Here is a 17281-nt window from a genome sequence, read left to right on the forward strand (position 1 = left end):
GGAGGAACTAATATGAGCAATATTCAGATTGACGGATACCACATTCACAGCAAGGAAGAATTGCATCACGTTCTTCAGAACCAGCTTGAGTTAGACGAGAACTACGGAGGCAATTTGGACGCGCTGTGGGATGTCTTAACTGGAGCTGTAAGTATGCCGCTTACTGTTCAGTGGATTGGCTTTGAGAAGAGCAAAGAAATTCTTGGAGATTACGCTGACCAAGTCATGGAATTGTTGCGGGAAGTTGAAGCGGAGATCCAAGGATTTACGTTGGAATTATATTACTGAAAAGTATGTTTGGTGTGATGAGGCGATGGGCAACCATCGCTTTTTTGGTCTTCAGATTCTACTCAGACTCTACTCAAACTCTACTCAAACTCATGTCTAGATCATGCTATTTCATGGCTTAATAATCAAGGTTGGGGTTAGTAGACTTCCTTATACTTTAAGCATGGAATAGGTTAGGCGGGAGTGTACTCGTACACTAACAGTTGAATATGTAAGCGTATACTACTCCATAGCGAACCATCTTAATGTCTGGATTGGTTATTACAACTAACACCATTTAGGGGGCAGAAAAATAATGAGAGTCGTTTCAAAAATGCTAGGAGCATGTCTCGTAACGAGTGTTGTGCTGGTTTCCGCAGGTTGCGGAAACGCTGCAGAGAATTCCGAATCGAATACCAGTGACCCCAACAGTCCGATTACGTTTACCTTCTTTGGCGCAGATGCAAGTCCCAACTGGAACAATATGCAGGATGCTGTAGGGAGGAAAATTACGGAAGAAACGGGTGTAACCATTAATGCTGAATTCGATATCTCAAGCGGAGGAGGAAACGACCGTATATCCCTTATGGCCGCCAGCGGTGATTACCCGGATTTAATATTCCCTAAAGGTAACCTGAGCAGACTTGTTGATGCTGGTGCAATGATTGATCTGACGGATCTGATCGAAGAACATGCGCCCAATTTGAAAAAAATTTACGGTGAGCATTTTAATCGCTTGAAATATAGCAATGAAGACCCATCCATATATTGGATTCCAACGAATGGTGCGATTGATCAAGAAAGCTTCGATGCCACGAATGGTGCTGCTATTCAGCACCGAGTAGTCAAAGAACTTGGATACCCCGAGATCAAAACCTTGGAGGATTATGAAAATGTCCTGCGTGAGTATTATAAAAATAATCCAACTACGGATGATGGCCAACCGACAATCCCGCTGACACTCAGTGCAGATGGATGGCGGCGAATGATCACCGTTACCGATCCGGCAGTGATGGCTACTGGAGGACCTGGGGATGGTGAATATTTCATTAACCCTGACACATATGAAGCTGTTCTTCATTATAAGCGTCCTGAGGAGAAGGAATATTTCCGTTGGTTGAACAAAATGTATAATGAAGGTCTAGTAGGTAAAGACAGTTTTGTACAAAAGGATGATCAGTATAAGTCCAAAATCGCCAGTGGACGTGTTCTATCGGTGCTTGATCCGCTTTGGGGATTCAGCGATGCGGAAAATGCTTTGAAAAGTGCAGGCAAGGACGACATGACTTACGGATTCTATCCTGTAACGCTGAACGACAGCTTCCAACGCAAAGATTTTCAGGATATCGGATTCGATGGATATGGTATCGGCATAACTGTTGATGCTGAAGACCCTGTCCGGGCCATCAAATTCCTGGATTGGCTTTCTTCTGAGGAAGGTCAAGTATTAAGAAATTGGGGTATCGAAGGTGAACATTACGTTGTGGAAGACGGAGTTCGCAAAATACCGGCAGATATTCAGGAGCGTAAAAACAAAGACAATAGCACATTCAGCAAAGAAACCGGTATAAACTTATACACCATTTTTGGCGCTCATTATGGAGACGGTGTCAAAGATTCAACGGACAACTATTATACAACCAACTATCCTGAGCAGATCCAGGAAGGTTATTCTGATATAGAAAAAGAAACGCTGAAAGGTTATGGTATTACAACCTGGAAGGAGCTGTTCCCTGACGGAGATGAGTTCCCGGTGAAAGAGTGGGGTGCAGCCTATAATATGCCGATTCCTACGGATAGCGGAGACTATAACGTGGTGTATCAGAAGACACAAGATATTATCCAGAAACGGATCGCGGAAGCAATTACATCCTCTCCGAGTGCTTTTGAAGACATATATGATAACATGATTACCGAACTTGATAGTGCAGGTGCAGTTGCCATGGAACAGCAGTATACAGAGTGGATTAAAGATCGCGTTAGATTATGGACTGGAAGAGAGATCAATTAACCCGCGGACATGATCTCGTTAACTGGTTAAATGCAGATTAGATACGCCTCGCAAGCAAATGAAGAAAAAGAGAAACATCGAGCCAACCTACATGGCTTGATGTTTTTTACTTGGCGAATTATCTTGTCGTTATCATCATCATATTTCGATTGCATCACGTCGTTGTTTGCTATATTTGCCCGGAGAAATGCCGACCATTTTAGTGAAACTGCGAATAAAATTGGCATAGTCACTAAAACCCGATTGAAAGCATGCATCCGTAATACTCATTCCATCAGATAGGTGGAATTTGGCACGTTCTATACGACGACCCAAAATGTAGGAGCGGATCGTTAATCCGGTATGCTTTTTGAACTGTCGGCTGATGTATGTGCTGTTCATATAGAATGCTTCGGCAAGTTTACGAAGTGTAATATCTTGATTAAGATGAACCTCAATATAATCCATCGTTTCACGAACCAGCTCAGGCATGATGTCATTGGGAACAAATGAATTGTTGTGAAACCAGACGTTAACCATGACCAATAATTGGGCTACCGCTGCATTAATTTTGATGTCCGTGCCATAAGCATCCGAAGCAAGCAGTCCCTCCAGTTCGTTCGTCCATTGCATCATCATTTTCAAGCCTTGATTGTCTAAATGCACGATATTGCCTTTTCCTTTTGGGCGATGATCAAAACATGACGACAGATTGGTTGATGGCGTAGACAGCTGGTAAAGGTATGTTTTTTTTAGATTGATTGTAATGCGCTCATACTCAGATTCATCCAGTATAAAGGCTCGGTGCATCTCCTCGGGTGACATTACAAGCAAATCACCAGGCTGTACATGGTAACATCGATTTTCTACATAAAAGTGAACGTTCCCACGAAGAAACAGGTAGATCTCGTATGCATTATGGCGATGATAGATTGTTTCCAGCTTATACGTCGTTACGCGGTGCAGATATAAGAGCTCAGGCTCGATGGGATCATAAAAACACTCAGAGGATCCACTCATGAAGTACCTCCTGTCATTTCACGCAATAAATAGAGCGGTTAACGCAATGAAATTGTATTCAGGTTACCTTAAAATGTAATCATCCTATCATGATACCTTTTGTATTGCAAACGCTTTCTTAGATAGAGCACAACTAATAACGATTATAGGGGGAGTAATTCGATGAATCATCATTCTACACCACTTGCTGGTGAGCAAAACCAAGACCAAGATGCCAATTGGGAGAGTATTCCAAGGGAGATTGGTAAGCTTCGTCCCAACGGTAACCCTCTGGTGGCCCACAAATTCGGAGCCGATCCCTATGCTCTGGTATTTAACAATAGAGTCTACTTATATATGACAAGTGATAAGCTTGAATATGATAAGGACGGTCTTCCACAGAAAAACAGCTATAGTTCAATCAACCGGATTACGGTTATTTCCTCAGATGACTTAATCAACTGGACTGATCATGGGGAGATCAGAGTTGCCGGACCTCAAGGTGCAGCAACATGGGCTTCGCAATCCTGGGCCCCGGCAGCTGCTCATCAAATCTTGGATGGCGAGGATTGCTTCTTTCTTTATTTCGCTAACAACGCCAGTGGAATCGGGGTATTGTCTGCGCCAACACCTGTAGGTCCATGGGTAGACCCTATCGGAAAAGCACTTATTACAAGAGAGACTCCGGGAGTGGAAGACGTAACTTGGCTGTTCGATCCAGCTGTACTTGTAGATGATGATCATGAGGCTTACCTCTACTTTGGTGGTGGTATTCCGGAAGGGAAAGCAGGAAGACCTGATACGGCAAGAGTTATGCGATTGGGAGACGATATGATCAGTGTCGTTGGCACAGCTAAGGTTATTCAGGCGCCTTATATGTTTGAAAGCTCAGGGATACATAAATATAATAATAATTACTACTATACGTATTGTTCCAATTTTGACAAGGCAGATCGGCCAGAGGGTAGCCCGCCACCCGGTGAGATTGCCTATATGACTAGCGTTCAACCAATGGGTCCATGGACATATCAGGGCACGCTGCTCCAGAATCCCGGACACTTCTTTGGTATTGGTGGCAACAACCACCAGGCTATATTTCAACTAGCAGATCAGTGGTACATTGTCTATCATGCCCAAACATTATGCCAAGCCATGAATATTCCCGAAGGTTACCGTTCAACACATGTGAATCGAGTCGAGCATGATGAGGCTACGGGTAAGATTAAGAAAGTACATGCAGATTATCAGGGCGTGGATCAAATTAAGTATTTCAATCCCTATAAGCCGGTAACAGGTTCCACAATTGGATGGAGCAGCAGAGTATCCACTGAGCAATATCCGGACTCTGGTGAGATGTCTGTATCAGATTCGAATATCATTGCCGTCAAGCTGCAAAATGAAAGCTGGATAGCCATATCCAAGGCTGATTTTGAAAGTGGAGGACCTTCTAGGTTCTCAGCCATGATTTCGAATCAAGGAACCGAAGGTACGTTGGAGCTTCGGATTGATCGCACGGACGGACCTTTAATTGGAGAACTCATTGTTCCGCCCGCCACCGAATCTCTTCAATGGATGGAGGTAACAACCAAAGTTACGGGTGCACAAGGTGTGCAAGACTTGTATATTATCTTTAAAAGTACAACAGACAGCTCAAGTATTCTTTTAAGAGAATGGAAGTTTAATAGAAAAAATGAGGTGTAATTAAAGCATGTATCCAAATCCGATTATTTGGGCTGATTACCCGGATCCTGACGTGATTCGTGTAGAGGACACATATTATATGGTCAGTACAACCATGCATATGATGCCGGGATGTGTCATTCTGCGTTCATATGATCTGATCCATTGGGAAGTAGCCACATATGTATACGACACATTGGATGATACACCCGCGCAACGGCTTGAAAATGGTCAACATATATATAGTAAAGGCATGTGGGCCGCTTCCCTTCGTTATCATCAAGGCATGTTCTATGTCATTTTTGTCGCAAATGATACCCGTAAAACGTACTTGTACACGTCGACCTCCATCTCGGGAGAGTGGAAGAAGCAAGTAGTGGAGGGATTTTACCATGATTGCTCCTTATTTTTTGATGATGACGAACGAGTTTATCTTGTGTACGGGAATACCGAGATTTATCTGACCGAATTAAGCTCCGATCTGACCGGGCCCAAACCGGGTGGAGTGCATCGCTTGATTGTAAAAGAAGAGCAGCCTTATCACCTTGGTTATGAAGGAGCACATTTCTACAAGATCAATGGGAAATATGTTGTATTCCTGATTCATATCACGAAAGCTTCCGGACGGAGAACGCAGGCGTGTTATACGGCAGACTCTCTGGAAGATGTCTTCACTGGTGGAGAAGTATTTAATGACGATATGGATTATTTCAATTCTGGTGTTGCTCAGGGTGGCATCGTGGATACACCGAATGGGGATTGGTATGCAATGCTGTTTCAGGATCATGGGGCTGTAGGCCGGATTCCTGTTTTGGTTCCGCTCCATTTTGATCAAGGTATTCCGGTATTTGCGAACAAAGCTCCAAAACAGATTGATATTCCGAGCACCAGACCAGAGTACCGTTATAACCCGTTAATAGGTAGCGACAGTTTCAATTATGAAGCCGAAGAAGATGGAAGAGTACGCCTCCGTGATTTTTGGCAATGGAATCATACCCCTAATCAAGAACTCTGGTCCGTCACAGAGAAACCCGGGGTTTATCGTGTTCGAACCGGACAGATCAGCCCGAATCTGACATTCGCCGTCAACACACTAACCCAGCGTTCAATGGGGCCCGCTTGCGAAGCAATCGTTACGCTTGACGGCAGTGGTCTGAATAATGGCGATTATGCCGGGTTATGCTTTCTGATCGGTTCATACGGTATGATCGCTCTTACGAAGCAGGATAACCAGTTTCACTTGGTCATGCATGCTAGAGATGGTGAGGACTCGACCATATTTGGTAATCTGATTGACCAAGAGCCTGCTACGGAGCATGAACGTATCCCGGTATCTGGTCCAGTAGTTCAACTAAAAGCATTCGGAAATTTTGAGAACAATCTGGATGAGTGCTCTTTTGCCTATTTCGATGGAATTGAATGGAGAGATATCGGGATTGTCCATAAAATGATATATAAACTGGATCATTTTATGGGTTGCCGAACGGGGTTGTTTGTATATTCAACCCAAATGGTTGGAGGGACAGCTGACTTTTCAAATTTCCAATATCGTATGATTCATCCGGAAGAGAAACAATGAACATATGTAAAAGCCGCCCAACGGCGGCTTTTCGTATTCAATGATTACAAGTTGTTGTACAATGATATGGATTCAAAGTTGCCAGAGAGAAAAGAGTTGTTCAAACCGAACTGGGGGCATGTCGTCATGTATAAGAGATGTCTGGACATAACAAAATGGACCTTTATTCTGTTCCTTGCTGTGTCGATACCAGCAGGCCATACCGAAGGGAATTCCAAACAACATCATTCGCAGCCAGATGGGCAGCAGGTTCTACTCCCCGCTGTGTTTGAGAGGTATTCTCCTCCCATAGTAGTCTCTTTTGTCAGGGAAACCGGAGATGACATTGAGCGCATGATTAACCAATTGCCTGGGGAGACGATGCTGGACAATCGCTGGACTCGTTTGTATGAGAAGGAACTAGGAATTCAGATTCACTACGACTGGATTGCTAATGGAGATGTGTACAATCAGAAACTGGGTGTATCCCTTGCTGCAGGACGCTTTCCAGATGTGGTAAAAGTAAATCCATATCAACTCAGACAACTGAGCAACGCTGGAATGATTGAAGATTTAACCCATGTGTACCAAGAGCATGCTTCACCTCTTACGAAGAGTATTTTAGAGGCAGAGGGAACAGGCGCATTTGATGCGGCAACCATTGATGGCAAACTGATGGCTATTCCCGAATCTTCTTCCTCCATTGAGACTGCACAGTACCTGTGGATTAGAACCGATTGGTTGGAGAATCTGGGGCTGCGGCCACCTGTAACGATGGAAGAGCTTCTGCAGATTTCGAAAGCGTTTACAGAGAAAGATCCCGACAGAAACGGAGAACAGGATACGTACGGACTTGCGCTAACGAACCATCTATGGGATCCAGTTATGGGAGCTGCAGGGCTGATGTCAGGCTACGGTGCCTACCCTACGATATGGGTTAAAGATGCAGAAGGAAACCTTACTTATGGAGGCATACAGCCTGAAGTTCGAGAGGCTTTGAAAGCACTGCAAACGATGTATCGTGAAGGCCAGCTTGATCCGGATTTTGGCTATAAGAGTGGAAGTAAAGCGTCTAGAATGGTTCAGGATGGAAAAATAGGGATGCTCTACGGGGAACAGTGGACATCCTTTATGCTTCAGACCACCCGTGATACGGATAATGATGTAGAATGGCAGGCATATCCCATTGTTGCAAAGTCTGACCAGAGTCTGTTCGTTCCGCTACGTTCCAACACTGGGCAATACTTTGCTGTAAAAAAAGGCTTCTCTAATCCAGAGGTCGTGGTTAAGCTCATGAATCTGCATCTGGACATCAACTGGGGGGATCAGGCACAGTATGAAACATACTACAATGATGACTCCAAAGCGGTGTGGATGCTTTCACCGGTGACTCCTTTTCCCGGTAATAAAAATATAGATGCATACAAACAAATTCGGGATGCCAGAAGTACAGGAGACTACTCTGTTCTGCAGAATGAAGCTCTCGCCATTCATAAACGAATTGTAGCCTATGATGTGAACCATGTAGAGAGCGGTTGGGGCTGGAAACAAACCTATGGGCCTTCGGGTGCTTTTAGCATTGCAGATTCTTATGAACAGAACGGCCAACTTCTCTATGACCAGTTCACTGGCGGCATTACGGACACCATGGTTGATCGACAAATCATTCTTCGAGATCTTCAGCTTGAAGCCTATATGAACATTATTCTAGGCAGGTCGATCGATGAGTTTGATCAATTCGTAGAGAACTGGCGCAAGCTGGGGGGAGATCAGATCACTTCGGAAGTTAACGCATGGTTTCACACCAGCAAGCCAAAGGAGCGCTAATGTTCACTTTATTCATACAAGGAACCAACTCAGCCTTTGGCATTGGAGGTGAATGTATTGATCAAGATTCCTGCTAGATCATGGCTTAACAGCATATTTGCGCGATTGATAATTACCTATCTGGTATTCGTTCTTCCACTTATTCTTCTTGGAGTGTATCTGTATCATTGGAGTTATGACAATGCAAGCCAGGAAATATCGTTGTCAACGGAGAGACGGTTGAACCAATATGTCGTGGAATTGAACAGAGAGATGGAATGGATGGAATTACAGCAGTTTGATATTGTTGAGGATCGAAAACTGAATCGTCTGGCGATTCTCTGGGACATGATGGATCAGGTTGAGCGGCGTGATACATTAAATTACCTGACCGAACGACTCGCTTCATTTAAGAATAGCACTGCTTATATCAAAAACGTTCATGTACATATCCCTTCTGTCGGCAAAAGTATATCCGCGAACCAAGGCATCGATGATTTTAATAAAAGTTCTTACCTATACTTCAGTTCAAGCATGCAAGGAAAAGGTACACGTTTCACGGTAAAAGAGGACACCTTGAACTTGAGTGCCGTCAGGCTGACCGGCACGAGGGGAGAGCCCCCGCTTTTTGTCATTCAAGTGGAGCTGGACACAAATCATTTTCAAAATGAACTCACACGACTTAATCTGTACCCGGAGAGTTCAACTTTCCTGATTGAGGACAAAACGGGGCATGCCATCACAGATAAGCATCAAGCTGGTGTTATTCTCGCGAATTACCGGGAGCACAGTATAAAAGGTACACTGGATGGCTTTCGAATGAAGGTAGGGGACACCATGTATCATGTTAGTCAGTTGCATATGGACGCCCTGGGCTTATCCGTAGCCACATATTTACCCGAGGCCATTGTCACCAAACCGCTTAGCAAGTTCTATCATTGGGCTTGGCTGTTTGCCATTACATCATTTGTTGCCATCACGGCGTATCTGTATTCCAGCTACAAGTTGATTCATATTCCGTTACTGTTATTGGTGAAAAGATTCAAAAAAATGGAGGGAGGCATGTTTGATGTTCCCATCGCGCATAATCGAAAGGACGAATTCGGCTTCCTCTACACCCGTTTCAACCTCATGATTGAAAATCTTCAATCCCTGATCGACCGGGATTTCAAGAAAACACTGATGATGCAGCGGGCTGAGTTGAAACAGCTCCAATCCCAGATTAATCCTCATTTTCTGTACAATAGCTTCTTTATTCTGAATTCACTGGCAAGAACAGGGGAGACAGAGCGTATTGAGCAATTTACTAACATGCTTGGGGAGTATTTCAGATTCATCACCCGGAATGAAACCGATCATGTGAAGTTGAAAGTGGAAGTTGAGCATTCACGAATCTATACAGAGATTCAGCAATTACGGTTCTCCAGACGAATCAACGTTGATTTTGGGTCACTACCTGCTGAGATGGAGCATATTCACGTTCCCAGACTCATTATTCAACCCATTATTGAGAATGCATATGAACACAGCCTTGAAAAGAATACGGCCTCCGGTCTTCTAATTATTGGGTTTAATATGGATGGTTCATATGCCGAGATTACAGTAGAGGATAATGGAAATGAGTTGGAAGAGCAACAGATTCAAGCTCTTCAACAACGCTTGCATAACGACGGAAGTACGGATGAAATGACCGCGTTAATAAATATTCATCGACGTCTGGTCCTGACGTATGGAGAAGGAAGTGGCCTTTTCCTATCCAGAAGTGAACTGCAAGGATTAAAAGTCACAATTCGAATCCAGTGGAAAGAAGGAGAGAACGAATGTATCGACTTTTGATTGTAGATGACGAGGAGATTATTACGGATAGTCTCTATGAAACATTCGCCAGACATATCCCCGACCAGCTTGATGTATGTAAGGCATACTCTGCAACAGAAGCATTGTCCTGGATGCAGCGTTCGAGAATTGATATTGTTCTAACGGACATTCGCATGCCGGGCATGAGTGGTTTGGAACTGACAGAGCGGATTCAAGCCAGTTGGCCGAATTGTCGCGTCATTTTTCTAACAGGACATAGCGATTTTGATTATGCCTATCAAGCTTTTCAAATGACCAATGTGCGTTACTTGCTCAAAACGGAAGGCTATGACAAGGTGATGTCTGTTGTCGAAGATGTGATGGAAGAGATTCGGCGAAGTCATAGCATGCTTGAGTTGTTGGAACAATCACATAAAGTCAACTCGCAGCTTGCACTGATTCAACAAAAAGAGTATTTGCGGAAGCTGCTTCAAGATTGTACAGCGCTTATGGCTTCTACTATTGATATGCAGGACGAATTATTCAGAAGAGATATAAGATTACAGATCAACTCACCTGTTTATCTCATACTGGGTCGGTTCAATAATCCGCCAGAAAAAGGTTCAGATCTCACACAAGTCCAGGAATCTGTTCGTATTATCGGCTCTTCTCTAATGCATGAGCGAACAGTGTGCGTCAGTGTAACGGACCATTATGGAGATACGATCTGGTTGCTACAGCCGAAGCAGGAAGAAGAGATGACCAATGATAAACTTGTACGATTTCTAGAAGGCACACTGGAACTGGTGCAGGAAGCTTGTATGGTATCTCTTGGTGTATCCATTGCATTCTCATTAAGCAGTCAAAGCTGTGAATGGTCCGAGTTAACCAAACAATATGAACGTCTGAGATTACTCCAGTGGATGAAAATAGGGGATGGCGTATCTATGGTAATCACGGATCATCGCAATGACCTCTCATCTGATGTACCCAAAGAATCCATGCGTATCTCAAACCGGATTGAGATTATGTCAGGATATTTGGAAACGGGGCGAATTCAGCCATTTTACGATATATTTGAGGAGCTTGCAGGTGAACTGCTGCAACAGGATATCACGATGGAACGTGCAATGGAAACCTACTACAATCTGGCCTTATTATTACATTCGACCATCAATCGGTGGGGTCTTCAACAGAAGATCCCAGATCAACGAAGCTTGCTGCATCTAGGGGAGTATACTTGCATGAAGGATGCAGTACAATTTTTATATCGTGCTGCCGATGAACTAGTCCGGTACAAAAGATCAAATAAACAGGAGCGCGCTAATGTTGTCATTCATTCCTTATGCAGTTACATCAAGGAGAACCTTGAGAAAGATCTTTCTTTAGTAAGACTGGCAGAACTTCATCATTTTAATCCATCCTATCTGTCCCGATTCTTTAAGCAGGAAATGGGAATTAACCTATCCGAGTTCATTGACGACTGCCGAATAAGAAGAGCCAAAGAATTGCTTCAGAACCCGAATTTTATGGTGCGTGAGGTCTCACTCCAAGTGGGATACGAGGCAGCGCATTCGTTTACCCGACTTTTTAAGAAAATAACGGGAATGACTCCCCAAGAATACCGGGAATCCCTTTTGGTACGTTAATTGTAAATTCTCTGGAATTGACTAGCTCAAACAACCACAACAACCACAACAACCGCAGGGAGTAGAATACATCCTGCGGTTGTTGTGGTTGTTATCTAATGGATATACTCACCGAATCGGCGAACCACCTTAGGCCGTGTGAATTTTTTGTCGTCTGTATGCATTGGGGCTCGATCCGGCATACGCTTTGAATTTTTTATAGAACCAATCAATATCCTTATAGCCTACCTCAATCGCAATTTCATATATTCGCAGATTCGTGGAAGACAGCAGTTGCTGGGCCTTTTCCATACGTTGCTGGAGCATATAATCATTGAAAGACATTTTCTCTTCTAGTTTGAACTTCTGTCCAAGGTAGGCGCAGTTAAAATGAAGCATGTCAGAGATCTTCTTCAGCGTGATTTCATCACTCAGGTGATCCCGTACATAGGCTTTGACGATACGAATCACATGACTGGAGTGCATGGGCTTACCATTCATTTGAACAGGCGTTTTGAAGAACGACGACGTTTTGTGTGCCGGATCGGTTTCAAGGTGGGATCGAAGTCCATGCAGACTGTTAAGTAAAGAAGAGGGACTAACAGGATACGGGAGATAATCATTCACCTGATACGTAAGGGCTTTGCGAACGAACCTGAAGTGATCTCTTCCACCCATCAGGAGGATGGGGATCTGACTTTTTAGTCGAATGTCGTTGCATAACCAGAGCCCCGCGGTATCAAACCTCTCTGTATGTACCATAACAAGGGAAAAGTCTCGTTCTGACAATGCGGTCAAAGCCTCGGACGATGAGAACACACAATTTGCAATAGTATATTGAGCTTTGCTCCGTAGCAACATCTGTTGCAACTCTCCGCACAAACGACGGCTGAAATCCACAAGTAAAATATCATACATGAAGCAATACCTCGCCTTCTGCTGAATTGTAATCCGCCAGGTTTAACTGAATTATGACTTAATTTCATTATGGTAATAAAAGAAAGCGCATACAATGTGCATATTTTTGTAGAGAGTGCATTTCTTTACCAATTGAAACCCAGAATGCAATTTGTACGCACAAAATCACGAAAATCTATATTCAGCCGGGGTAAACACCTGTATTTAGGCAGGTTGTTTACGCTTTCATTTGGACGATACACTGTGATAGCAAAAGACAATCAGGGGGGAAGACGATGAGAAAAAACAAGTTCATGCTACTGAGCCTGGTGTTTGCGGTCTTGCTGGTAATCGCTGCATGCAGTTCTGCACCTACCGCTCAACCCGAGCCGGAAAAGACAACACCACAGGAGGAACAAAAACCCGCAGAAACCGAGCCGAAGAATGAAAACTCTACGCCAGAAATGGATTTTGACATGGGCGGCAGAACAATCAAAGTTGTTGCTTGGTGGGACATGGAAATACAGGGGAACAACCCGGACAACATTCAACGCCTTGAGAATCTCGAAGCGCTGAAGAAAAAACACAATTTTAATATTGAATACGTTTCCATTGATTTTGGCGAATATCAGGAAAAGGTGGTCGCTTCCCTGATGGCAGGGGAACCGCTTGGTGATTTGGTGAGATTGGGCAAAAACTATGCCATTCCCGCATTGACCAAACAGGATCTCTTGTGGCCAGTGGATGATTATATTAAAAACGACAAAGTATTCAATCAGAAAACAACGAAGGAATATATGCAATATGAAGGCAAAGGTTACGGCTTTACCGAGGACCAGTCCTCCTTTATCAACGGAATTTTCTATAATCGCACCCTCATGCAGGAGCTGGGCTTGAAGCCGTTGCAGGAATATGTGGATGCTGATGAATGGAACTGGGATACGTTCCTCAGTGTTGCGAAACAAGCGAACAAGGATCGGAACAACGATGGCAAGCTGGACACTTGGGGACTCGCTCAGACAGGATTGCTTGAACCAATTCTGTATTCCAATGAAGCTTCCCTGACCCTAGAGGATAAGCAGAATCTGGAAGACCCAAAAACGAAGGAAGCACTGAATTTCCTGTCCAAACTGGCTACGGAAAAGGTCGGTAGAGCTTCTGAAGGCGGCGACTGGACTGAGCCGTCCACGTTCTTCCGTCAAGGCAATACGTTGATGTATTCAGGTGCTATGTACGAGGTTGAAGGCATTATGACAGACATGAAGGATTACGATATCGGTTTTGTACCATTCCCTAAAGGTCCAAGTGCATCAGCGTATCACTCTGGTGAGTCACGTTACCAGGCTATAACGATTCCTAAAGCAGTAGAGAATCCGGAACAACTGATGTACATCTGGGAGAAAATTAACGAGATTGATTCGATCTATGAGTATCCGGGCCAATCCACACTGGAGACACATCTGACTGACGAAGCTGATATCAACAACGCCAGGGAGGTCGCAGAAGGAATGCTGGTTCTCGACCATAATACATTCCCGTCCTTGCCTTTCTGGGACTTTGATGGAGAGCTCAAAGAAGGGGTATCTGTATCTACGCTGATTGAGAAATACAAGGCACCTTTCCAGGCTGCGATTGATGAGGTATACAAATAAGCATCATGACACACGGGCAGAACGCACCAGTGATGGTGCGGTCTGTCCGGGTTAGTCAATCGTCCAGTTCTCGCAACGCTTAGAGGAAAGGGGATACATTCGAACATGCGGTCACGTAAGAAAAAGGGACTAATCTTGGTGCTTGTCCTGGCCCTGGTACTCTCCATATGGACGCTATATCCATCGCGGGATCGTTATCCGGGGACGGTACATGCGCTTGAGGACTTTGACGCAGTATCGGCAACCGAGGATTCATACAGTTATGACCATTATCTGACTACTCATGCCAATTCGGCTAAACCCGAGAAAACAATACGCATTGAAGGCGAATCTTATGTTCAGGCAACTGACGGGGAATTCGAGGTCGTGCAAGGTTATGCAGGACTGGATGGGAGCGCTGTAATTACGCCGGAAACTGGAACCATTCGTTGGGATGTTCCCGTTCAAATGAGCGGTTTGTACAATATTCGCATTCACTATTACCCTGTAGAGGGTAAAAGCTCGGGTATTGAACGCAGACTCGAGGTGAACGGGGAGGTTCCATTTCGAGGGGCCGATGTTCTCTTGTTTGACAGGGTGTGGGGAAATCGCGAGGATAACGTTCGTCGTGACGATCGGGATAACGATCTCAGACCAAGACAAGTGGAACAGCCCGAGTGGCAGTTGACTTCCTTCAAGGATAGCGGAGGCTATTTCGAGGAGCCCTTTCAGTTTTATTTTGAAAAAGGAAACCCGCAGTTATCGCTCACTTCGTTAAGAGAAAGTATGGCGATCGATTATATTGAGCTGTATCAGGAAGGGGAGATCCCGACCTATGCAGAGCTTGAGGCAACATATGCCTCACGGGGGCTGAAACCAGCGGCTCCTGTCATGCTGAAAGTACAAGGGGAACAAGCAGTCAGCAAGTCGTCTCCTACACTGGCACCCATCTCGGATCGTTCGAGCCCATCGCTGGAACCTTATGATGTGTCCAAAATTCGCATGAATGCGATCGGGGGCATCAACTGGAAGCTGCCGGGTGAATGGATCGAGTGGGAAATCGACGTGCCTGAAGACGGATTGTATCAAATCGCGTTAAAGGTAAAACAGGATCAATTGCGCGGTATTTACGCTACCCGCAGTCTGACGATCAACGGCGAAGTTCCGTTTAAAGAAATGAAACGCATTCGCTTCAACTACAGCCCATCCTGGCAAACTCAGGTTCTGGGAGCGGCAGAAAATCAGCCTTACCAGTTTCATCTCGACAAAGGAAAACACCGGATTCGAATGACGGTTACGCTAGGCGACATTGCTCCGCTGCTTCGTACCGTGGAATCCAGCGTGCTGGAATTGAATGAGATGTATCGCAAAATTCTGATGATCACCTCCAACAGCCCCGATCCGCTTCGGGATTATCAGTTGGAACAACGCATCCCGGAGATGACGGAAGTCTTTGAACGACAGGCAGACACGCTCCGTTCTGTAGCGGATTATCTGGAAAAGGCAACGGGTGAGCAAAGTGATAAAGTTGCCGTGCTGCACGCCATGGTCATGCAGCTTGAAGATATGGCGGCCAAGCCGGAGACTGTTCCTAAACGACTGGATACGTTCAAAATTAACGTAGGTGGCCTGGGTACCTGGATATTGTCAGTACGTGAACAGCCGATCACTCTGGATTACCTCGTCGTGTCTCCGCCGGGTGAAGCCTTGCCAAATGCGGAAGCGACGGCCATTCAGCAGGTGAAACATGAGCTGGGTGCATACGTGGCTTCGTATACCGAAGATTACGACAGCATCGGTAACGTGGAACAAAAGAAGGATTCCATTACGGTATGGATCACGACTGGACGGGATCAGGCTCAGGTATTGAAAGGCATGATCGATGATTCGTTTACTCCGGATACGGATGTATCCGTGCAGCTGCGTCTCGTGCCACCCAACATTTTGCTTCCCGCAACGCTTGCAGGTGAAGGACCCGACATTGCCATGCAAATGGGTGAGGACATCCCTGTAAACTATGCGATGAGAAGTGCGGCAGCGGATTTGAGCAAATTCCCCGACTTCGAGGAAATTGCGGGCCGGTTCCGTGAAAGCGGGTTGACACCATACCGATATAACGACGGTGTGTATGCACTCCCGGAACAGCAACATTTTCCGATGCTCTTTTACCGCAAGGATATCCTGGACGAATTGGGACTGGAACCCCCGAAAACGTGGCAGGACGTGTATAACGCCATTGCTGTGCTGCAAAAGCATAATATGGAATTTTATCTGCCCATCGAGGATACGCTGAACAACGCAAACCTTGTGCCGAACTCGACTTTTGCGATGCTGCTGTACCAGAATGATGGCACCTTCTATACGGAAGATCAGAAGAAGAGTGCACTTGATTCGGAAATTTCGATGGATGCGTTTAAACGCTGGACACAATTCTATACCAATTATAAATTCCCGCTTAAAGCGGACTTTCCAAACCGCTTCCGTACCGGTGAGATGCCGATTGGAATTGCGGACTATACAACCTATAACATGTTGACAGTCTTGGCTCCGGAAATTCGCAATCTCTGGGACTTTACCATTGTGCCTGGTACACAGCTTCCGGACGGTTCCATCAGGCATGAGGTGGCCAGCGCAACAAGCGCGGTAATGATGCTTGAGAACGCCAGCAACAAGGAAGCCTCATGGAAGTTCATGAAATGGTGGACTGACGAGCAGACCCAGATTGAATACGGACGAGAGATGGAAGGCCTCATGGGGGCGGCAGCCCGTTACCCAACAGCCAACATTGAAGCTTTGAAACAGCTTCCTTGGCCCGTCAAGGATTATGAAAATCTGGAGAAGCAATGGAAATGGGTACAGGGGATCCCGCAGCTTCCTGGAGGTTATTTCACGGGACGGCATCTGGATAACGCTTTCCGTAAGGTGGTCAATGCGAATGAAAATCCGCGTGAAGCCTTATCGGACTATGTACTGTACATTGATGATGAGATTGAGTTGAAACGTAAGGAATTTAATCTGAAATAGAGGA

General features: G+C 45.1%; 11 protein-coding genes. 9 read left to right on the plus strand and 2 right to left on the minus strand.

Annotated features, from left to right (window positions below; translation table 11 throughout):
• Positions 1-12 precede the first annotated feature (12 nt).
• Positions 13-288: a barstar family protein gene (locus NKT06_RS14640; RefSeq protein WP_253435606.1), complete on the plus strand. Its 276-nt coding sequence runs from the start codon at positions 13-15 to the stop codon at positions 286-288.
• Positions 289-583: 295 nt separating this feature from the next.
• Positions 584-2278 (plus strand): ABC transporter substrate-binding protein, encoded by a 1695-nt coding sequence (locus NKT06_RS14645; protein ID WP_253435608.1) that lies wholly within the window; start codon positions 584-586, stop codon positions 2276-2278.
• 138 nt (positions 2279-2416) lie between these two features.
• Here NKT06_RS14645 and NKT06_RS14650 read toward each other — a convergent pair whose 3' ends face one another.
• Complete coding sequence (locus NKT06_RS14650; protein ID WP_253435610.1) at positions 2417-3277, minus strand: AraC family transcriptional regulator; 861 nt, start codon at positions 3275-3277, stop codon at positions 2417-2419.
• A 162-nt stretch (positions 3278-3439) separates the two neighbouring features.
• Between NKT06_RS14650 and NKT06_RS14655 the strand changes: the two genes are divergently transcribed.
• The 5 genes from NKT06_RS14655 (at position 3440) to NKT06_RS14675 (ending at position 11746) form a co-directional block, all read left to right on the plus strand.
• A complete protein-coding gene (locus tag NKT06_RS14655; protein WP_253435613.1) occupies positions 3440-4957 on the plus strand; it encodes a glycoside hydrolase family 43 protein in 1518 nt (505 codons plus the stop codon).
• Positions 4958-4964: 7 nt separating this feature from the next.
• Positions 4965-6515: a glycoside hydrolase family 43 protein gene (locus NKT06_RS14660; RefSeq protein WP_253435615.1), complete on the plus strand. Its 1551-nt coding sequence runs from the start codon at positions 4965-4967 to the stop codon at positions 6513-6515.
• 126 nt (positions 6516-6641) lie between these two features.
• Entirely contained in the window at positions 6642-8321 is a 1680-nt protein-coding gene (locus NKT06_RS14665; protein ID WP_253435617.1) for an extracellular solute-binding protein, read from the plus strand.
• Between the two features lie 48 nt (positions 8322-8369).
• Positions 8370-10136, plus strand: a complete 1767-nt coding sequence (locus tag NKT06_RS14670; RefSeq protein WP_367399893.1) for a sensor histidine kinase — start codon at positions 8370-8372, stop codon at positions 10134-10136.
• On the plus strand, positions 10121-11746 hold the full coding sequence (locus NKT06_RS14675; RefSeq protein WP_253435624.1) for a response regulator: 1626 nt from the start codon (positions 10121-10123) through the stop codon (positions 11744-11746). Before NKT06_RS14670 ends, NKT06_RS14675 begins: the two co-directional genes overlap by 16 nt.
• Positions 11747-11875: 129 nt before the next feature.
• Here NKT06_RS14675 and NKT06_RS14680 read toward each other — a convergent pair whose 3' ends face one another.
• A complete protein-coding gene (locus tag NKT06_RS14680) occupies positions 11876-12643 on the minus strand; it encodes a response regulator transcription factor (RefSeq protein ID WP_253435627.1) in 768 nt (255 codons plus the stop codon).
• A 275-nt stretch (positions 12644-12918) separates the two neighbouring features.
• Between NKT06_RS14680 and NKT06_RS14685 the strand changes: the two genes are divergently transcribed.
• Positions 12919-14274 carry an ABC transporter substrate-binding protein gene (locus NKT06_RS14685; protein ID WP_253435630.1) on the plus strand — a complete coding sequence of 452 codons (1356 nt, stop codon included), beginning with the start codon at positions 12919-12921 and terminating at the stop codon, positions 14272-14274.
• 105 nt (positions 14275-14379) lie between these two features.
• Positions 14380-17277: an extracellular solute-binding protein gene (locus NKT06_RS14690; protein WP_253435633.1), complete on the plus strand. Its 2898-nt coding sequence runs from the start codon at positions 14380-14382 to the stop codon at positions 17275-17277.
• Positions 17278-17281: the final 4 nt, after the last annotated feature.

Source organism: Paenibacillus sp. 1781tsa1 (assembly GCF_024159265.1).
Lineage (GTDB): Bacteria > Bacillota > Bacilli > Paenibacillales > Paenibacillaceae > Paenibacillus.